This window comes from Bradyrhizobium sp. CCBAU 11361 (assembly GCF_028128935.1).
Lineage (GTDB): Bacteria > Pseudomonadota > Alphaproteobacteria > Rhizobiales > Xanthobacteraceae > Bradyrhizobium > Bradyrhizobium niftali.
This window is the reverse complement of the sequence record NZ_LBJZ01000022.1, coordinates 1-17,964: the sequence shown is the minus strand read 5'-3', so window position 1 is coordinate 17,964 and position 17,964 is coordinate 1. Positions and strand designations below refer to the sequence as shown.

General features: G+C 66.0%; 18 protein-coding genes and 1 pseudogene. 12 read left to right on the top strand and 7 right to left on the bottom strand.

The window, feature by feature from the left end; genetic code table 11:
- The first annotated feature begins 275 nt into the window (after positions 1 to 275).
- A complete protein-coding gene (locus tag XI08_RS07375) occupies positions 276 to 611 on the top strand; it encodes a GYD domain-containing protein (protein ID WP_271573931.1) in 336 nt (111 codons plus the stop codon).
- 382 nt (positions 612 to 993) lie between these two features.
- Here XI08_RS07375 and XI08_RS07370 read toward each other — a convergent pair whose 3' ends face one another.
- Positions 994 to 1,179 carry a hypothetical protein gene (locus tag XI08_RS07370; protein WP_271573930.1) on the bottom strand — a complete coding sequence of 62 codons (186 nt, stop codon included), beginning with the start codon at positions 1,177 to 1,179 and terminating at the stop codon, positions 994 to 996.
- Between the two features lie 571 nt (positions 1,180 to 1,750).
- Here XI08_RS07370 and XI08_RS07365 point away from each other — a divergent pair.
- Positions 1,751 to 2,056 carry a hypothetical protein gene (locus tag XI08_RS07365; protein ID WP_271573929.1) on the top strand — a complete coding sequence of 102 codons (306 nt, stop codon included), beginning with the start codon at positions 1,751 to 1,753 and terminating at the stop codon, positions 2,054 to 2,056.
- 16 nt (positions 2,057 to 2,072) lie between these two features.
- Here the strand turns inward: XI08_RS07365 and XI08_RS07360 are convergent, their stop codons facing one another.
- On the bottom strand, positions 2,073 to 2,300 hold the full coding sequence (locus tag XI08_RS07360; RefSeq protein ID WP_011090242.1) for a DUF2093 domain-containing protein: 228 nt from the start codon (positions 2,298 to 2,300) through the stop codon (positions 2,073 to 2,075).
- A 202-nt stretch (positions 2,301 to 2,502) separates the two neighbouring features.
- Between XI08_RS07360 and XI08_RS07355 the strand changes: the two genes are divergently transcribed.
- Positions 2,503 to 3,327, top strand: coding sequence for a dienelactone hydrolase family protein (locus XI08_RS07355; protein ID WP_271573928.1), 825 nt, complete (start codon positions 2,503 to 2,505; stop codon positions 3,325 to 3,327).
- Positions 3,328 to 3,584: 257 nt separating this feature from the next.
- A complete protein-coding gene (locus tag XI08_RS07350) occupies positions 3,585 to 3,734 on the top strand; it encodes a hypothetical protein (protein ID WP_165448178.1) in 150 nt (49 codons plus the stop codon).
- Between the two features lie 253 nt (positions 3,735 to 3,987).
- On the opposite strand, the gene xseA is transcribed toward XI08_RS07350, so the two are convergent.
- On the bottom strand, positions 3,988 to 5,625 hold the full coding sequence (xseA, locus tag XI08_RS07345; protein ID WP_271573927.1) for an exodeoxyribonuclease VII large subunit: 1,638 nt from the start codon (positions 5,623 to 5,625) through the stop codon (positions 3,988 to 3,990).
- A gap of 120 nt (positions 5,626 to 5,745) precedes the next feature.
- Between xseA and XI08_RS07340 the strand changes: the two genes are divergently transcribed.
- From XI08_RS07340 to XI08_RS07320, 5 genes are all read left to right on the top strand, one after another.
- On the top strand, positions 5,746 to 6,756 hold the full coding sequence (locus XI08_RS07340) for an alpha/beta hydrolase (protein WP_271573926.1): 1,011 nt from the start codon (positions 5,746 to 5,748) through the stop codon (positions 6,754 to 6,756).
- On the top strand, positions 6,753 to 7,307 hold the full coding sequence (locus XI08_RS07335; RefSeq protein ID WP_271573925.1) for a hypothetical protein: 555 nt from the start codon (positions 6,753 to 6,755) through the stop codon (positions 7,305 to 7,307). The genes XI08_RS07340 and XI08_RS07335 overlap by 4 nt, the downstream gene beginning before the upstream one ends.
- Before the next feature lie 3 nt (positions 7,308 to 7,310).
- A complete protein-coding gene (locus XI08_RS07330) occupies positions 7,311 to 7,610 on the top strand; it encodes a winged helix-turn-helix domain-containing protein (RefSeq protein ID WP_271573924.1) in 300 nt (99 codons plus the stop codon).
- A 195-nt stretch (positions 7,611 to 7,805) separates the two neighbouring features.
- Complete coding sequence (gene purD, locus XI08_RS07325; RefSeq protein ID WP_271573923.1) at positions 7,806 to 9,089, top strand: phosphoribosylamine--glycine ligase; 1,284 nt, start codon at positions 7,806 to 7,808, stop codon at positions 9,087 to 9,089.
- 187 nt (positions 9,090 to 9,276) lie between these two features.
- Entirely contained in the window at positions 9,277 to 10,179 is a 903-nt protein-coding gene (locus tag XI08_RS07320) for an alpha/beta fold hydrolase (protein ID WP_271573922.1), read from the top strand.
- Positions 10,180 to 10,282: 103 nt separating this feature from the next.
- Here the strand turns inward: XI08_RS07320 and XI08_RS07315 are convergent, their stop codons facing one another.
- Positions 10,283 to 10,741: a nucleoside deaminase gene (locus tag XI08_RS07315; protein ID WP_271573921.1), complete on the bottom strand. Its 459-nt coding sequence runs from the start codon at positions 10,739 to 10,741 to the stop codon at positions 10,283 to 10,285.
- A 119-nt stretch (positions 10,742 to 10,860) separates the two neighbouring features.
- On the opposite strand from XI08_RS07315, the gene XI08_RS07310 reads away from it, so the two are divergent.
- Together XI08_RS07310 and rsmD are read left to right on the top strand one after the other, a co-directional pair.
- Entirely contained in the window at positions 10,861 to 12,918 is a 2,058-nt protein-coding gene (locus XI08_RS07310) for a pseudouridine synthase (RefSeq protein ID WP_271573920.1), read from the top strand.
- A complete protein-coding gene (gene rsmD, locus XI08_RS07305) occupies positions 12,919 to 13,473 on the top strand; it encodes a 16S rRNA (guanine(966)-N(2))-methyltransferase RsmD (protein ID WP_271573919.1) in 555 nt (184 codons plus the stop codon).
- A 118-nt stretch (positions 13,474 to 13,591) separates the two neighbouring features.
- On the opposite strand, the gene mutL is transcribed toward rsmD, so the two are convergent.
- Positions 13,592 to 15,403: a DNA mismatch repair endonuclease MutL gene (gene mutL / locus XI08_RS07300; RefSeq protein WP_271573918.1), complete on the bottom strand. Its 1,812-nt coding sequence runs from the start codon at positions 15,401 to 15,403 to the stop codon at positions 13,592 to 13,594.
- 313 nt (positions 15,404 to 15,716) lie between these two features.
- On the opposite strand from mutL, the gene XI08_RS07295 reads away from it, so the two are divergent.
- Positions 15,717 to 16,025 carry a hypothetical protein gene (locus XI08_RS07295; protein WP_271573917.1) on the top strand — a complete coding sequence of 103 codons (309 nt, stop codon included), beginning with the start codon at positions 15,717 to 15,719 and terminating at the stop codon, positions 16,023 to 16,025.
- Positions 16,026 to 16,083: 58 nt separating this feature from the next.
- Here the strand turns inward: XI08_RS07295 and arfB are convergent, their stop codons facing one another.
- Positions 16,084 to 16,500 carry an alternative ribosome rescue aminoacyl-tRNA hydrolase ArfB gene (gene arfB, locus XI08_RS07290; protein ID WP_011090218.1) on the bottom strand — a complete coding sequence of 139 codons (417 nt, stop codon included), beginning with the start codon at positions 16,498 to 16,500 and terminating at the stop codon, positions 16,084 to 16,086.
- Between the two features lie 118 nt (positions 16,501 to 16,618).
- Positions 16,619 to 17,964: pseudogene (locus tag XI08_RS07285) on the bottom strand (M16 family metallopeptidase); the annotation flags it as partial.

The window sequence follows — 17,964 nt, the reverse complement described above, 5'->3', positions numbered from 1 at the left end:
TGCAGGATGGGCAAAGCGGCTCCGCCGTAGCCCAACACCGCGCGCCATTGACCGGGGCGACATGTCGCGGCCGATGAAGTCTCTTCCGCACATTCTGGAGTTGATGTAGCCTTGCATGAGAGCCGTCACCGGGACGTGCCGAACTCCCGGCAATCATCGGCGGCGTTTATGCCCACGGCGGGCAACGTACCTTTACCATTTTAGATGCAGCGGCCGTTCGATCAGTTCGGAACGGCAGGGAGAGTTATTGCCAAAAGCTCAGAGGAGAGCATGCCATGCATTTTTGCCTCACTGGACAATATACACCACGCGCTCTCAACGCCATTTTGGAAAACCCCACGACCAATCGCCAGGAGGCGGCGAGAAAACTCATCGAAGCGGCCGGCGGCAAGCTGATTTCGATGTACAGCGTTGCGGCCGACGGTCCAGGCGTCTTGGTGATTTTCGATGTGCCTGATCCGAGCACAGCTCCGGCCATTTCCGGTCTGACCGTCACGGCGGGCACGCTGCAGAACGTGAAACTGACCCGGCTGTTCACGCAGGACGAGATCAAGCAGGTCCGCCAGAACGCGGCGAAGCTGCGTTCTTCGTATACTCCGCCCGGAGGCTGACATCCGGATCTCAAGCGATGCCGCCGCAATCGTATCAAGCGGCGGCAACGCTCACGTCACTGCAAGAATCAATTCTGCAAACCGAGGTGAGGCGAAAGCCTTCCGGCGTCCATTGACGGATGATGCGGTATGGCGCGTGCTGCTTCCGGCGCCGCAGGTCCGACTGGACGATGCCTACGGCCCAGGTAACGGCCTGCGATTGCGGTTCAGCAATCAGTCATGCTCACCACGCCCCAACGGCCATCATTCCGATGATGGTCAGGCACGAGGCGCAGGCCACCATGACAGTATAGCATTCGGGTGTATTCATTGCTTGCTCCCAAACTGCCGCCAATTGCTTGGCCACTGCTACGCGGGAGAGTTCGCCGGTGTTGGGGCCGCCTCAATGCGGCGCGCCGCGACCGGTCTTGCGTTGTGCGTCCGTCCCCTCATCGTCGCCCTGATCCGCAGGATGATAATGCGCTTGGAGAGCTTCAGCGCGTTCAGCTGCGATCAGAAGCTGTTTCCGCATTTCAGCGAGGCGGGCGCGGCAATATTCACGATAGAGCAAGTCGAATATGGTGGGCATGATCACCCCCATCGTTTGGCTTTCGATTTACAGACATTCCACTGCAAATTTTCGAGGTGATCGTAACCCGCCGGATGGCTCTTCGATATGAGCCCGTTCACAGACTGCGCCAATTCCAAAGCTCAATGGCCGTTTGGTTGGCTCGATTGTCTGCGCGATAAAAAGAGCAGGGCCAGTTACCTAGCATGCAGCATAGCAGCCCTCTGTTTCACCAAGACTTCGTCAAACAACTTAAGGGCGCCGACCCGCAACAAAGAATCCAACCACAGCGCGAAATGACTCACCAGGAAGTGCAAGCACTGTTCGATGCAACGCGGACCGGCATGGCGGAGATCATTTTGGAGACGCGCAGTTGAGACGCCGACACATCCATCCCATGCCTCGCGATAGGCTGCATTGCTCGTGCTTTCCGGCTCGACGAAATCGCTCCACTTTTCTCGGATCGCCTTGCGATAGAGTCCGGGAGGTGCCGCTTCAGGACGACAAGGAACGGCTTTCCAGCCTGACGACATCATTCACGCGACATTCATCGCAAAACGCCTATCGGTCCGGGACCGATCAGGAGAATTCGATGAAATTGCCGTCCGCGACGGTCGCCGCCAGCCTTGTGTGTCTGATTGTTGCGCCCGTGTTTGCACAAACGACGCCGCCCGCCGCTTCGACCGGCACGGTGCCGGTTCCCGCGACCAAACGCGTGACGTGTCTCGGCACGACGCAAAACCTGAAGGGACAGGACAAGCGCGACCAGCTGCAGCTCTGCATGGCGCAGGCGCGGGTCGATTGCCTGAAGCAGGCGATCGATCAGAAGGTCGTCGGCGAGCCCAGGAAGACCTTCATCAAGACCTGCGTGGGCGGTGATGCCACCGAGCAGCAGTAGCAGCGCAGGCGCGGCCTCACGGCTGCGGCTTCGGCGCGCCGGGGAAATGCCGCTGCAGCACGGCGGCCGGCGTGGCGTAGGCCTCTTGCAGGTCCACGCTCCAGTATTTCAATTCGTCGAGCGGGATCCGCGTGTCGGTGATCGCGCAGCGTACATAGGTCCCCGGCGAGATCACGCGGAAATCGCCGTCGAGATACTGCACCTGCGCTTCGCCATTGCCGGAAGAGCCGAACTTGTTCAGCACGGTCGAAAGTCTCCGTGGAAGGCCTCTCCGTAAAAAACCTGGAGGGCACGATGTGTTGGACGGGATGTAGCATAGATAGGGCGGCCTGTCCGCCCGGTAAACCCACTGGTTTGTGATGTTTTGCCGCCGTTTTCGCATGATAGTGCTTCGGGCGAAGGATCGTCCCGGCGCCCTCGGCCGGCACCTGATACGGCAGAGTCCGATGCGCCTTCGACTGACCGTCCTGTTCCTGATGCTGCTGATGTCGGCCGCGCGCGCCGCGCCTGCGCCGCAGCACGTCGAGATTCCGCTGTCGTCCGGCGTCCTGCATGCGCAACTCTACAAGCCCGAGGGCGCGGGGCCGTTTCCGACCGTGATCGCGCTGCATGGCTGCGGCGGCCTTGGCGGCCATGGTGATCCCGTATTGCCGCGCTATCGCGACTGGGCGGAGCGGTTGCTCAAGGCGGGTAACGCGGTGTTGCTGCCCGACAGCTACGGCTCGCGCGAGCTTGGGCCGCAATGCCGCGTCAAGGAGACGCACGTCAAGGCGCGGCGCGAGCGTGTCGCCGACGTCGCGGCCGCGCGCGCCTGGCTGATGAAGCAGACCTGGGTCGCGCGCGACCGCGTCAGCCTGATCGGCTGGGCCAACGGCGCGAGCACGCTGCTGTGGGCGGTGCGTCCGCAGAATGCCGCGCGCGACGCGGGGCCGGATTTCCGCGCGGCGATCGCGTTCTATCCGGATTGCCGGATTTCTGCCGGCCTCGGCTGGAGCACGCGGGTGCCGACGCTGGTCTTGATCGGTGCCAATGACGACGTGTCGTCGCCGCCAGCCTGCCGCCAGATGGTCGAGGGGGCGCATGGCCGCAGCGCGCTCGCGCGCATCGTGGTCTATCCCGGCGCCTATCACGATTTCGACCGTGCCAACACGCCGCTGCACTCAGCTGCCGGCAGCAGCGACGCCGCCGCGCCCGAGCACGGCCATCTCGGCACCGATGCGGTCGCACGCGCGGAGTCGCAGAAGGAAGTCGCGGAGTGGCTGGCGCGGTGATGAAGATCCAGTAGCCCGGATGAGCGAAGCGATATCCGGGAAGACAGTTCCCGCATATCGCTTCGCTCATGCGGGCTACGGGGCGACAGATTCCCAAGCGGGGCCGCCCGAGGAACAATTTGAGGCGGACAGCCCCGCATCGACCACCGCCCTGCACGGATAATGGCCGACCGTGAATCTACGGATCGCGCATGGCGGCGGTTTCAGCATGTGGTGGTGCCATCATTCGACCACGATGTCGGTTAAACGCATCCCACATGCGCAACCGCATCGTCCTCTTTTCCTCCGCACTGATCGTCTTCACCGTCGCGATCTTCCTGTTCGAAGCCCACGCCGGCGCGCCAATGCTCGCGCCGGAACATTGCGGCTTCTGGACCACGATCGACGCGGGATTGTCTTGCCGCTGAGGCGCACGATTCCATCCCCGTCACCCCCGCGCAACGGCGAAGCCGTTGTCGCTGGAGGTGGCCGCTTCTTCAGACTGGTCCCGCTGGTGCTTCCTCATCGTCGTCCCGGCGAAGGCCGGGACCCATACCGCGTGATCTATCAATTGGAGGCAGTAGGAGTACCGAACGACGAGTCTTCGCCAAACTCCTGCCTGGGGTTATGGGTCCCGGCCTTCGCCGGGACGACAGCGGGAATGTTGCGCCGCTGTCGCGTCTAAAACAAACTGCCCTGATCCACCGGCTTGCCGACGCGCTTCGGCGCGGGCTTGGTCTCCTGCGCGGCCGGCTTCGGTTGCTGTGCGCGCTTTGCGATAGGGGCCGGGCGATCCGCGTCCGTTGTCGCGCCGACACGTCCGTCCGCGAACTCGATCTCGACGCGTGCGCCGGGACCGACGCTGTCGGCCGAATGCAGGGGATGGCCGGCCTCGTCGCGCACCAGCGCAAAGCCGCGCGCGAGCACGCCGCGGTATGACAACGCGGAGAGCAGCTTACCGCTGTTCTCGACGCGGGCGTCTAACCGTTGCAGCAGCGTCGCCAGCGCGCGGCCTGCGCGCTCGCCAAGACGCTGCGTGCGCTCGCGCTGGCGGGCAATCGCGTTGCGCTGCGCCTGCGCGTTGGAGAGTTTTGAGGCACGCAGCCGCACCTCGAGACCGGCAAAGCGGTCGCGCCGTTGCCGCAACAGCGACCGCGCAGAGAGACCGAGCCGCTCGCCGCACACGGTGAGCCGGTGATCGGCCTGCGAGATCTGCCCGTGCAGCACCCGCAGCGTCAGCTTTGCGCCCGCAGCAGTAAACCTGCGGAAATGCGCATGCGTGTTGGCTTTCAAGCCGCGGGGCAGGGCGGCGCCCGCCGAATCCAGCCGTTGCCGCGGGATCGCCAGGAGATCGCCGGCCGCGGGCAGGGCGCGCGCAGCCGCACGCAGCTCGTTGCGGCGGCTTTCGTGGGCACGCTGCCAATAGGCGCGGGTGCGGCGGGCGAGATCGGCGACCTCGACGAACAGATCGCTGCGCACCGGCACCGCCATCTCGGCCGCCGCCGTCGGCGTCGGCGCGCGCTTGTCGGCGACGAAATCGATCAGCGTGATGTCGGTCTCGTGGCCCACCGCGGAGATCAGCGGAATCATGCTCTCGCTTGCTGCCCGCACCACGATCTCCTCGTTGAAGGACCAGAGGTCCTCCAGCGAACCGCCGCCGCGCGCGACGATCAGCACGTCGGGCCGCGGAATCTTGCCGCCTTCCGGCAGTGCGTTGAAGCCGCGGATCGCGGCCGCGACCTGCTCGGCCGAGCCTTCGCCCTGCACCTTGACCGGCCACACCAGCACATGGCGGGGGAAGCGGTCCTCCAGCCGGTGCAGGATGTCGCGGATCACTGCGCCGGTCGGCGAGGTCACGACGCCGATCACCTCCGGCAGCCACGGCAGCAGCTGCTTGCGCGCCTCGTCGAACAGGCCCTCGGCGGCGAGCTTCTTCTTGCGCTCCTCCATCAGCGCCATCAGCGCGCCGATGCCGGCCGGCTCCAGCGCCTCGATCACGATCTGGTACTTCGAGGAGCCCGGATAGGTCGTGAGCTTGCCGGTGGCGATGACCTCGAGCCCCTCCTGGGGCTTGAAGCGCATCCGCCCGTGCACGCCCTTCCAGATCACCGCCTCGATCTTGGCGCTCTCGTCCTTGAGCGCGAAATAGCAGTGGCCGGAGGAGTGGGCGCCGCGAAAGCCCGAGATCTCGCCGCGGACCCGGACATGGCCAAAGGCATCCTCCACCGTCCGCTTCAGGGACTGCGAGAGCTCGGAGACGGTGAATTCTGGGGCGTTGAGCAGGGGTTCCGCGGGCGGCATCGGCAAACGATTCGGCATTTTGGGGTCAGACCCGACGTTAAGGATTTTCGCCGCGCGGCGCCAATCCGGGAATTGACCGGAAGAGTACTCTGTATTATAGAGTTCTCTATTGATTGATGTATTCGAGGGAGTTGAGCGATGGCGATCCGGCTGCTGCGCGGCGTTTTGCACGGACTGAAATGGGCCCTGTGTGCGGTCGGCGCTGTGGCGCTGATCGTGGCCGCAATGATCGCAACGCCGCTGGAGCGGCCGCCCGAGATGCGATCGGTCTCGGAGTCCGTGAAGCTCGTCGACTTCTCGACCATGCCGCCGCTCGAGCGCTTTCAGGCCCGCGACGGCACCTGGATCGGCTATCGCCACTACACGCCGAATGGCCCCGCGACGGGCCACGGTGCGATCTTCATCCATGGCTCGTCCGGCTCCAGCGGCACCGTCAATCATGCGTTGACCCATGCGATCGCCTCGCGCGGGGTGGAGACCTGGGCGCTCGACATCCGCGGCCACGGCGGCTCCGGCACGCGCGGCGATATCGGCTATGTCGGCCAGCTCGAGGACGATCTCGTCGACTTCGTCGCCCATTTGCGCAAGACGGCGCCCGACCTGCCGCTCACCCTGATCGGCCATTCCGCCGGTGCCGGTTTCTCGCTGCGCGTCGCCGCGACACCGATCATGCAGGACATGTTCGTGCGCACCGTGCTGCTCGCGCCCTATCTCGGCTATGACGCACCGACCAACAGGCCGCACGCCGGCGGCTGGGCCAACGTCGATGTCCCGCGCTTCATGGGCCTGACTGCGCTGCGCAAGCTCGGCATCGACTGCTGTTCGCAGCTTCCGGTGCTCGCCCTGGCCGTGCCCGCGACTTCGGCGAAGTACCTCGTTTCCACCTATTCCGATCGCCTGATGCGCAATTTCGCGACGCGCGGCTATCGGCTCGATCTGCCGGCGACGACGCGTCCGATCACGATCTTCGGCGGCGCCGACGACGAGATGATGATCTCGGACAAATATGCGGAGACAGTGCAGGCGATCAAACCGTCGGTCGACGTCAAGATCATCGACGGCATCAACCACATGGGCATCGTCACCCACCCGAAGGCGATCTCGGTCATCGCCGAGGACGTGGCAACGCGCGGAGCAGGACAGTCATGATCGACAGCAAGGAGGCGTCCGCGGCGCTGGCCGATATCGACGATATCGTCCAGCGGTTGAAGCAATCGCAGCTCTATGAGCTCGCGAGCCTCGCGGCTGTCTGGTGGGGCGTCCTGGTGTTTGCCGCCAATCTCGTGACCTGGCTCTGGCCGGTCTATGCCGTCTACGCCTGGGTTGCCTCGGACTTTCTGGGCGTCGGCGGTCTGGTTGCGATCCGCCTGCTCAATCCGCCGCATCAGCCCCATGGCGCGGCCTTCAATATCAGGCTGGCCCTGGTGTTCGCCTTGTTCTTCGCCTTCGGCTACCTCGTGACATCAGTCATCGGTCATTTCGGTCCGCGCCAGTTGGGCACGTTTTGGCCGATCTATTTCATGCTGTTCTACACGCTGGCGGGCCTCTGGTTCGGCTATGCCTTCGTGGCGATCGGTCTCGGCATCTCCGCGCTGACGCTGATCGGCTTCTTCTTCATCGGCGAGACGTTTCCGCTCTGGATGGCCTTCGTCAATGGCGGCGGGCTCATCCTCGGCGGCCTCTGGATGCGGCGGATCTAGCGAATGAGGGAGCTCGACGACATCATCCACCAGCCACTGCGACTCAAGATCATGGCGGCGCTGAACGCACTGCCTGTGTCCGCCGGCCTCGAATTCGCGCGGCTGAAAAAGCTGACCGGCGCCACCGACGGCAATCTCGGCGCGCATATCGAGACCTTGGCCAAGGCCGGCTATGTGTCCGTGGAGAAGGCCTTCGTCGGCAAGAAGCCGCAGACCACGGTGACCGCCACCGCGACGGGCCGCGGCGCTTTTGCAAGGCATGTCGCGACCTTGCAGGAGATCATTGCGGGGAGGCAGGTCTAGCTCTCCCGTCATTCCGGCGCGGAGCGCCAGCGACGAGCCCGGAATCCATTTCACTACCAACGCTGCGGGCCAATGGATTCCGGGCTCGCGCTACGCGCGCCCCGGAATGACGGGGAATTGGAACGGCGCCCCCTTGAGACGCGCCGCGATTCGTGCGACCTCCGCCCCCAGCAAACCCCTCTTTTCGAGCCTTCGATGCACATTCTCCTGCTCGGTTCCGGCGGCCGCGAACATGCTCTCGCATGGAAGATTGCGGCCTCCCCCCTGGTGACCAAATTCTGGTGCGCGCCCGGCAATGCCGGCATCGCGCGGGAGGCGGAATGCGTGGCGCTCGATGTCGCCGACCATGCCGCCGTGATCGACTTCTGCAAGACCAACGCGGTCGAGCTCGTCGTGGTCGGCCCGGAGACGCCGCTTGCCGCCGGCATCGTCGATGATCTCACCGTCGCCGGCATCAAGGCGTTCGGGCCGAGCGGGGCGGCCGCCCAGCTCGAAAGCTCCAAGGGCTTCACCAAGGCGCTGTGCACCGAATTCGGCATTCCGACCGGCGCCTACAAGCGCTTCACCAATGCCAAGGACGCGCGCGACTATGTCCTCAGCCAGGGCGCGCCGATCGTGGTGAAAGCCGACGGTCTTGCCGCCGGCAAGGGCGTCGTCGTCGCCAAGACCGTGCGCGAGGCCGAGGACGCCATTGCCATGATGTTCGAGGGCGCCTTTGGCGAAGCCGGCACTGAAGTGGTGATCGAGGAATTCCTGCCTGGCCGCGAGATCAGCTTCTTCGCGCTGTGCGACGGCGAGACCGCCATTCCGCTGGCCTCCGCGCAGGACCACAAGCGTGTGTTCGACCACGACGTCGGCCCGAACACCGGCGGCATGGGCGCCTATTCGCCGACGCCTTTGGTGACGCCGGCGATCCATGACGCGATCATGGCCAGGATCATTCTGCCGACGGTCGCCGGCATGAAGCAGCGCGGCACGCCGTTCCGCGGCATCCTCTATGCGGGCATCATGCTGACCACGCAGGGGCCGAAGCTTTTCGAGTTCAACGTCCGCTTCGGCGATCCCGAGTGCCAGGTCCTGATGCTGCGCATGATGTCGGACATCGTGCCGGCGTTCATCGCCGCCTGCGACGGGGAGCTGAAGCATTTCGATCTGCGCTGGTATCCGGAATCCGCGCTCACCGTGGTGATGGCGGCGAAGGGCTATCCCGGCGACTATCAGAAGGGCACGCGCATCGAGGGGCTGGAGGAGGCCGCCAAGGTCGACACCGTCGAGATCTTCCACGCCGGCACCGTCGCAAAGGACGGCGCGATCCTCGCCAATGGCGGCCGCGTGCTCAACGTCTGCGCGTTAGGGGCGACCGTGACGGAGGCGCAAGGCCGCGCCTATCAGGCCGTGGACCGCATCAACTGGCCGGAAGGCTTCTGCCGCCGCGACATCGGCTGGCAGGCGGTGGAAGCCGAGAAGGCCAAGGGCTGACAGCGGTTTTTCCGCTGCGCGCGCAAAAACCTTGCGCCATCGCGCCGCCACATGGACATTTCAAAAATGCGTAGTCGGCTGTTGGGCTTAGCGCCCTTCGCCGAGGACGCGTGCTACTGTGCATGGGGTTGTTTTCGACATTTTTGTTGGGGCGCCTCCGCGACTGACCAGACAAGGATGCAGAAAGATGTCCGATCTCGCCGATCTTTATCCCGGCTTCGCCTCCGAGTGGATCAACACCTCCCTCGGCCGTATCTTTGCCCGCGTCGGCGGCAAGGGACCGCCGCTCTTGCTCCTGCACGGCTTCTCCGAGACGCATGTGATGTGGCACCGCGTGGCGCCGCAGCTTGCCGACAAGTTCACGCTGATCATCGCCGACCTGCCGGGCTATGGCTGGTCCGACATGCCCGAGAGCGACGCGCTGCACATGCCCTACAGCAAGCGCGCGATGGCCAAGGCCATGGTGGAGGCGATGGAGCGCCTCGGCCACGTGCACTTCGCGCTGGCCGGGCACGACCGCGGCGGCCGCGTCTCCTACCGCCTCGCGCTCGACCATCCCGGCCGGCTGTCGCGCCTTGCCGTGCTCGATATCCTGCCGACCTATAATTACTGGGAGCGGATGAACCGCGCCTACGCGCTGAAGATCTATCACTGGACCTTCCTGGCGCAGCCGGCACCGCTGCCGGAGACGCTGATCTCGGGCAATGGCGAGTTCTTCCTGCGCTTCAAGATGGCGAGCCAGACCAAATCGAAGACGCTAGAGGCCATCGACGAGCGCGCGCTCGAGCACTACATCGCCCCGTTCCGCGATCCCGCCCGCGTGCACGCGATGTGTGAGGACTACCGCGCCGGCGCCTATTTCGACTACGACCTCGACAAGGCCGATTTCGAGGCCGGCAAGAAGATCACCATTCCCATGCTGGCGCTGTGGGGCAATGCCGGCGTCGCGCAAGCCGCCGCGACGCCGCTGGATACGTGGAAGCAATGGGCCACGAATGTCGAGGGCATGCCGGTGGATTCGGGGCACTTCCTCACCGAGGAGAACCCCGACGTCACCGCGCAGGCGTTGCGCGAGTTCTTCTCTGCTTGACGATCTTGTAGCCCGGATGGAGCGAAGCGAAATCCGGGTTCTGTCAGCACGGCGACACTGCCCCGGATTGCGCTTCGCTCCATCCGGGCTACTCGACTCCGGGCTACCTTCTCTCCTGAAAGAACTCCCTGAGCAGCCGCGCTGCTTCGCTCTCGCCGACACCGGAATAGACGTCCGGCGCGTGATGGCAGGTCGGTGAGGCAAAGAACCGCACGCCGGACTCGACCGCGCCGCCCTTGGGATCGGCGGCGCCGTAATAGAGCCGCCTGACCCTTGCAAAAGAGATCGCGCCCGCACACATGGTGCAGGGCTCCAGCGTCACGTAGAGGTCGCAGTCGACCAGGCGCTCGCTGCCGATTTTTTTCGCGGCCTCGCGCAGCGCAATGATCTCGGCATGGGCGGTGGGGTCGTAGTCGGTCAGCGTCCGGTTCGCCGCGGTGGCGATGACCTCGTAATTGCGGACGACCACGCATCCGATCGGAACTTCGCCCGCCTTTCCGGCATTTTCGGCCGTTTTGAGCGCCAAATCCATGAAAGAGGGGGCTTTCAAGCCTCGTATCATTGCCAGAAACCTGCTAGTAGCTCCGCCTTCAGCAAGAGTGAATACCGGTTTTGCCTGAGCATGCGGCTCGAAACGAGCGCGCACAATGCTTTCTGGCCACCCCCTGAGTGAGATTATTCATGCCTCGCGACAGCGACAAAGACAACGATTCCCGCGGCCGGCGTGATCGTGGCCCGGCCAAGGGCCGGTCCGGCAAGCCGCGTGGCCCCGAGAAGAAGTTCGCCAAGCGCGGCCCTGAGGGCAAGGGCGACAGCCGCCCGCCCCGCGGCGACCGCGACAGCCGTCCGTTCCGCCGCCGCGAGGAGGGCGATGCGCCGCGCCGCGATTTCAGCGACCGCCCGCGCTTCAAGCGCGACGACCGCGGTGGTGAGGAGCGCGGCGAGCGCAGCTTCAAGCCGCGTGGCGACCGTCCGTTTTCGGATCGCGGCGCGCGCGACGGCGAGAAGCGGCCGTTCAAGCCGCGCGGCGATCGCCCGTCCTATGGCCGTGACGACCGTCCGCCGCGCAGCCGGGATCGCGACGATTCCCGCCCCGCAGGCCGGACAGGTGACAAGAAGTTCGGCGACAAGCGGCCCTACGCGCCGCGTGGCGATCGTCCCAAGTTCGACGGCGAACGGAAGTTTTCGCGTGGTGCGCCGGACCGCAGCGACCGGCCGCGTGATCGTGGCGAGCGCAGCGATTCAAAGCCGTGGCAGAAGCGCGATGCGGGTCCGCGCGGCGACCGGCCGCCGCGCAAGGATTTCAGCAAGGGCCCGCGCAAGGATTTCGGCGGCCGCGACCGCGGTGAGGACAAGCCCTGGCAGAAGCGCGAAGGCGGCGAGGATCGTCCCCGGTTCTCGCGTTCGCGCGACGATCGCCCCTCGGGCGATCGTCCGTTCCGCGAGCGGCCCAAATTCGATCGTCCCAAGTTTGATCGCCCGCGCGATGATCGTCCCAAGTTCGATCGCCCCCGTCGTGACGGCGATGGCGAGCGCGGCGGCGACCGTCCGAAATTCAATCGCCCGCGCGAGCGCTCGGAAGGCCGCTCCGACTGGCACGAGCATCCGCGCAGCGAAGGCCGCTTCGGTGATCGTCCGCGCCGTGAAAACGAGGACGAGAGCCGGATCTTCGAGAAGCGCCCGGCCTTCGGCGGCCGTGGTGCCTATCGCGAGCGCGATCGGGATTTCGAGGGGCGGCCGCGCCGCGAAGACGCGCCGAAGCCGAAGAAGGCCGGCGAGCGCATCGCCAAGGCGCTGGCGCGCGCAGGGCTTGCCTCGCGCCGCGACGCCGAGGAGATGGTCACGCAGGGCCGCGTTACCGTCAACGGCCGCGTCATCAATTCGCCCGCGCTCGACGTGACGCCGAACGACGTCGTCGCTGTCGACGGCAAGCCGTTGCCGCCGCGCGAGCGCACGCGCCTGTTTCTCTATCACAAGCCGCGCGGCCTTATGACCACGCATGACGACCCCGAGGGCCGTCCGACCGTGTTCGACAATCTGCCCGAAGGTCTGCCGCGCCTGATCAGCGTCGGCCGGCTCGACTTCAACACCGAAGGCCTGTTGCTGCTCACCAATGACGGCGGCCTTGCGCGCACGCTCGAGTTGCCGGACACCGGCTGGCTGCGTCGCTACCGCGTCCGCGCCCATGGCGACGTCACCCAAGCACAGCTCGACGAGCTCAAGGGTGGCATCGAGGTCGAGGGCGTCAAGTACGGTCCGATCGATGCGACGCTGGAGCGCGACCAGGGCGCCAATGTCTGGCTGGTGTTCGCGATCCGCGAAGGCAAGAACCGCGAGGTGCGCAACGTCTGCGCCCATCTCGGGCTCGAGGTGAACCGGCTGATCCGCGTATCCTACGGCCCGTTCCAGCTCGGCGAAGTCCCCGAAGGCCAGGTCGAGGAGATCAAGTCGCGCGTGCTGCGCGAACAGCTCGGCGACAAGGTGATCGAGAAGTCGGGCGCGCAGTTCGACGTGCCGCAGAAATCTTCTTCACCCGATGGCGAAGCGCCGCGCGAGAAGAAGCCTGCCAGCAAGCGTGACGTGATCAACGATCGCAAGGGCCGCCGCGTGCTGGTGCAGCGCACCGGCAGCGAGGAGGCGCGCGAGCGCAATGAGGCGGAGGCGAGCGGCTACGGCCCGCCGCGCCGTCCCAAGCGCGGCTATCACGGCAAGCGCGACCTGACGCCGCGGGAGGACTAGTTGCGCGTCGTCGGCGGTCGCTTGAAGGGGCGTAATCTCGCCTCACCGTCTTCGCGTGACATCCGCCCCACGGCGGACCGCCTGCGCGAGTCCGTGTTCAACATCCTCGTCCACGCCTATGACGATCCGATCGAGGACGCGCGCGTGCTCGATCTCTTCGCCGGCACCGGCGCGCTCGGCGTCGAGGCGTCTTCGCGCGGCGCGAAGTTCGTGCTGTTCGTCGACAACGGTGCGGAGGCGCGGGCGTTGTTGCGCAACAATGTAGAATCGCTCGGCCTCGGCGGGGTGACAAAGGTCTATCGCCGCGATGCGACCGATCTCGGCCCGGCGCATCCCGTCGAGCCGTTCTCGCTGGTGTTCCTCGATCCGCCCTATGGCAGGGGACTTGCGGAGAAGGCGCTTGTGAGCTTGCGCGACGGCGGCTGGCTCACGCCGGGCGCGTTGCTGGTGGTCGAAGAGGCGAAGGCCGCGCAGTTTGCGGCGCCTGATGGCTTCGAGGAATTGGAGCGGCGGGCCTATGACGACACGGAGTTCGTGTTTTTAAAGAGGCCGTAAGCATCGTGTTCGGTGCGTAGGGTGGGTTAGCCGAAGGCGTAACCCACCACTGTCTTTCTCAGCGGAAACGGAAAGAGGTGGGTTACGCTTCGCTAACCCACCCTACGCGTTCACCGGGCTACCGCCGCCCGAACAGCTTCTCCACATCCGACAGCTTAAGCTCGACATAGGTCGGCCGGCCGTGATTGCACTGGCCGGAGTTCGGCGTCTCCTCCATCTCGCGCAGCAGGGCGTTCATCTCCTCGGGCCTGAGCCTGCGGCCGGCGCGCACCGAGCCGTGGCAGGCCATGGTGGCGGCGACGTGCATCAGGCGGCGCTCCAGCGGCAACGCTTCGTCCCATTCGGCCATGTGCTCGGAGAGATCGCGCAACAGGCCGCCGGCATTGGTCTTGCCGAGCAGCGACGGCGTCTCGCGCACGGCGACCGCGCCGGGGCCGAAGGATTCGATCGCAAGCCCGAACGAGGCAAGCTCCTCGCTGCGCTCGAGCAGGCGCTCCACCGTGGCCTCGTCCATCTCGACGATCTCGGGGATCAACAGGATCTGCCGCTGCACGCCGTTGGCGGCCAGCGAGGCCTTCAGCCGCTCATAGACGATGCGTTCATGCGCGGCATGCTGGTCGACGATGATCAGGCCGTCGCGGGTCTGCGAGACGATGTAGGTCTCGTGGATCTGCGTGCGCGCGGCGCCGAGCGGGCGATCGACGAGGTCGCTGACGGGCTGCGTCTCGAACCGCACGTCGGCACTGGGCGCGCCGACGTCGAACGCCGCCTGGGCGCGCTCGGAGAAGGCAGGCGCTGCCGCGCCATCGAATGACGGCATCGGCGCGACTGGGGCGGATGGCGAGGCCCGCCAGTCCCAGCTCGCCGGGCGCGGCGTGAATGCGGGCCGGAACGAGGACAATGCGCTCTCGCCGCTGTTGGCGGCGGTGCGGCGGCCCTCGCGCGCGAGCGCCTCCTTCAATCCATGGACGATCAGCGCGCGCACCAGGCCGGCATTGCGGAAGCGCACCTCGGTCTTGGCCGGATGCACGTTGGCATCGACCTCGCGCGGATCCAGCGTGACGAACAACGCCAGCACCGGATGGCGGTCGCGCGGCAGATAGTCGGAATAGGCCGCGCGCACCGCCCCTAAGATCAGCTTGTCGCGCACCGGGCGGCCGTTGACGAAGAGATACTGTCCGAGCGCGTTGGCCTTCGTCAGCGCCGGCGCTGCGGCATAGCCGGAAACGACGACGCCCTCGCGCTCGGCATGGACCTCGATGGCGTGGCTGCGGAACTCCGCGCCGAGGATGTCGCCGAGCCGCGTCAGCCGTCCGGCGGCGCCGGGCAGCGCCGCGGCCCAGGTCACCGGCGCGCGCTCTTCGCCCGCAAGCGTGAAGGCGACGTCCGGTCGCGCCATCGCGAGGCGCCGCACCACCTCGCGGATCGCCTCGGCCTCGGTGCGGTCGGTCTTGAGAAACTTCAGCCGCGCCGGCGTGGCGTAGAAGAGGTCGTTGACCTCGACGCGGGTGCCATGCGCGAGCGCCGCTGGCATGATCTCGGACTTCGCGCCGCCTTCGACGGTGAGCGCCCAGGCGTGCGGCTCGCTGGCATGGCGCGTGGTGATCGAGAGACGCGCGACCGAGCCGATCGAGGGCAGGGCCTCGCCGCGGAACCCGAGCGTACGGATCTGGAGCAGGTCTTCGTCGTCGAGCTTGGAGGTGGCGTGGCGCTCCACCGCGAGCGCCAGGTCTTTCGCCGTCATTCCGCTGCCGTCGTCGGTGATGCCGATCCGCCGCCGCCCGCCGCCATTGGTGAAGACGTCGATCCGGCTCGCACCCGCATCGATCGCGTTCTCGACCAGTTCCTTGACCACGCTCGCGGGCCGTTCGACCACCTCGCCGGCGGCGATGCGGTTGACGACTTGCTCTGGCAATTGGCGGACGGGCATGGGCTCACTCGGCGAATATCCCAGTCTAATGCCTCGTGGGCACAAATGCATGGGGAAGGTCGAGCTTCCCACATGGCAAATGTGGCGCGTCCAACCTCGCGTACTAATGCACACGGGGAACGTGTTCCACGCTGCCGCATATGCGGAGGACAATTCCGCGAAACCGCCTCGAAATCCCTAAACGATCACCACACGAAGCGGATTGCATCGCGATCGCGCCGTTCGAACTCTCTATGCGATGAACCGGTCCGGTGCAGGCGGACGGCGCAGGACGCAGCCGACCCGGTCATCGCAAAAAATCCAGGAGAAATGGATGAAGTTGGTGAAGACTTCTGCAATCGCATGCGCTCTTGCAGCCCTCATTGCGACGCCCGTTTTCGCGCAAGGCACGTCATCTGGCACCAAGCCCGGCGGCACCGTGCAAAGCAAACCCATGCAGGGGGGCGCGTCAGCCAGCGAAGATGAGGATCTCGGCACGCAGCAGGGCGCCCCGGGTGAGAAGGTGGGCATGAAGTCGACCAAGGGAACGAAGGGCGCGGTCGGCACAACGGGAAGCGCAGCACACAAGGGGACGGTCGATGATTCCGCCTCGGGCAGCCCCGCCACCGGCAAGCGTTACTGACGCCGGAACGTGAACCTGCAAACCTCCGGTCGCTTGGCGGCCGGAGGTCTTTGTCCATTCAATCGTCGAAACTCCGGCCGCGTCCGGCCTTGACATCGCTGCGACGCTTCTTGCCCTCAAGCCGGCGCTGCTTGGAGCCGAAGGTCGGCCGTGTCGCGCGCCGTGGCTTCGGCCGTATCATCGCCTCGCTCAGGATCTCGACGAGCCGGTCGATGGCGTCCTGGCGGTTGCGTTCCTGGGTGCGGAAGCGCTGCGCGTGGATCACGATCACGCCGTCCTTGGTCATGCGCTGGCCGGCGATGCGGGCGAGCCGGATCGTGGCATCCTCCGGCAGGGTCAGCTTGCGCGTGTCGAAGCGCAGCTGGGCCGAGGTTGCGACCTTGTTGACGTTCTGCCCGCCGGGGCCGGAGGCGCGGACGAAGCCGATCTCGATGTCGTCCTCGTCGATGACGAGATCGCGGGATATCCGCAGCATGATGGCACCATTCGTGATGTCCGGACATATCCCGGACGTCCACGTTCGGCAATGGCGCTCATGCGAAACGCAAATGGCCGGGGCAAGCCCGGCCATTTGACACAGCGGATGGAAGACCTCAGTTCGACTTGGGCGCCGCTGCTGCCGGCTGCGCGGCGGCCTGCGGGGCGCGGCCGACGACGACGGTCAGGAGGCCCTGGCCCCAGAGGCGCTTGGCGGCTGCCTTGGCGTCGTCCAGCGTCACCGCGTCGACGATGGCGTTGCGCTTCTCGATATAGTCGATCGGAAGCTTGTCCTGCTGATATTGCAGCAGCGCCTGGGCGAGCTTCGAGGACGTATCCAGCGCCAGCATCTGCGAGCCCTTGAGGTAGGACTTGGCCTCGTCGAGCTCCTTCTGCGTCGGGCCCTCCTCGGCGATCCGGCGCACCTCCTTCTCGATGGCGTCGATGGTGTCGCTGGCGCGGTCGGCGCGGGTGCCGGTATTGCCGATGAAGACCGCCGAATGCTCCATCCAGAGCAGGGATTCGAACACCGAGGGGGGGGGGGGGGGGGGGGGGGGGGGGGGGGGGGTAGGCCAGCCCGCGCTTCTCGCGGACCTCGCGATAGAGCCGGGAGGACAGTCCGCCGCCGCCGAGGATGTGGTTGACGACATAGGCCGCCATGAAGTTCGGGTCGCTGCGCTTCACGCCGGGGCCGCCGAAGGTGATGACGGTCTGCGGCACGTCGAGCGGCACGAAGGCGCGCTGCGGCGGCTTGGCCGCCTCGATGTCGGGGACCGGCACGAGATTGGCCTTGGCGGGCAGGCTGCCGAAGGTGTGGTCGAGCAGCTTGCCGAGGGTCGCCGGATCGACGTCGCCGACGACTGCGACCTTCAAAGTGTCCTTGGCGAGCACGCGGCCGACATAGTCCTTCATGTCGGCGGCGGTGACGGTCGGCACGCTCTCCAGCGTGCCGTTGGTCTGCCGGCCGTAGGGATGATCGCCGAAGGCGACCTCCAGGAATTTGCGGCTCGCCAGCGACGACGGATTGGTGGTCTCGCGGCGCAGGCCCGAGATCACCTGCGAGCGGATGCGCTCGACGTCGGCGGTGTCGAAATGCGGCGAGGTCAGTGCCGTCCGCAACAGGTCGAAGGCCTCGTCCTTGTTGTCGCGCAGCATGCGCAGGCTGCCGCGGAAGGTGTCGCGGGTGGCGCTGAAGGAAAGCTCGATGGCGCGGCGGTCAAGCCGCTCGTGGAAGGTCTTGGAGTCGAGATCGCCGGAGCCTTCGTCGAGGAGATCGCCGACGAGATTGGCGACGCCCGGCTTGTCCTTGGGATCCTGGGCCGAGCCGCCGGCAAAGGAATATTCCATGGCGATCAGCGGCACGGTGGCGTCCTGCACGAACCAGGCCTCGATGCCGCCCGGCGAGATCAGGCGCTGGATCTTTGCTGCGGCCTGCGACGGCGAGATCGCGGCGAGCGCGAGC

What these genes read in the sequence shown, in the direction of transcription:
- XI08_RS07375 (WP_271573931.1), top strand. Translation starts at nt 276, where the DNA reads ATGCATTTTTGCCTCACTGGACAATATACACCACGCGCTCTCAACGCC.
- XI08_RS07370 (WP_271573930.1), bottom strand. Translation starts at nt 1,179, where the DNA reads ATGCCCACCATATTCGACTTGCTCTATCGTGAATATTGCCGCGCCCGC.
- XI08_RS07365 (WP_271573929.1), top strand. Translation starts at nt 1,751, where the DNA reads ATGAAATTGCCGTCCGCGACGGTCGCCGCCAGCCTTGTGTGTCTGATT.
- XI08_RS07355 (WP_271573928.1), top strand. Translation starts at nt 2,503, where the DNA reads ATGCGCCTTCGACTGACCGTCCTGTTCCTGATGCTGCTGATGTCGGCC.
- XI08_RS07350 (WP_165448178.1), top strand. Translation starts at nt 3,585, where the DNA reads ATGCGCAACCGCATCGTCCTCTTTTCCTCCGCACTGATCGTCTTCACC.
- xseA (WP_271573927.1), bottom strand. Translation starts at nt 5,625, where the DNA reads ATGCCGAATCGTTTGCCGATGCCGCCCGCGGAACCCCTGCTCAACGCC.
- XI08_RS07340 (WP_271573926.1), top strand. Translation starts at nt 5,746, where the DNA reads ATGGCGATCCGGCTGCTGCGCGGCGTTTTGCACGGACTGAAATGGGCC.
- XI08_RS07335 (WP_271573925.1), top strand. Translation starts at nt 6,753, where the DNA reads ATGATCGACAGCAAGGAGGCGTCCGCGGCGCTGGCCGATATCGACGAT.
- XI08_RS07330 (WP_271573924.1), top strand. Translation starts at nt 7,311, where the DNA reads ATGAGGGAGCTCGACGACATCATCCACCAGCCACTGCGACTCAAGATC.
- purD (WP_271573923.1), top strand. Translation starts at nt 7,806, where the DNA reads ATGCACATTCTCCTGCTCGGTTCCGGCGGCCGCGAACATGCTCTCGCA.
- XI08_RS07320 (WP_271573922.1), top strand. Translation starts at nt 9,277, where the DNA reads ATGTCCGATCTCGCCGATCTTTATCCCGGCTTCGCCTCCGAGTGGATC.
- XI08_RS07315 (WP_271573921.1), bottom strand. Translation starts at nt 10,741, where the DNA reads ATGATACGAGGCTTGAAAGCCCCCTCTTTCATGGATTTGGCGCTCAAA.
- XI08_RS07310 (WP_271573920.1), top strand. Translation starts at nt 10,861, where the DNA reads ATGCCTCGCGACAGCGACAAAGACAACGATTCCCGCGGCCGGCGTGAT.
- mutL (WP_271573918.1), bottom strand. Translation starts at nt 15,403, where the DNA reads ATGCCCGTCCGCCAATTGCCAGAGCAAGTCGTCAACCGCATCGCCGCC.
- XI08_RS07295 (WP_271573917.1), top strand. Translation starts at nt 15,717, where the DNA reads ATGAAGTTGGTGAAGACTTCTGCAATCGCATGCGCTCTTGCAGCCCTC.
- arfB (WP_011090218.1), bottom strand. Translation starts at nt 16,500, where the DNA reads ATGCTGCGGATATCCCGCGATCTCGTCATCGACGAGGACGACATCGAG.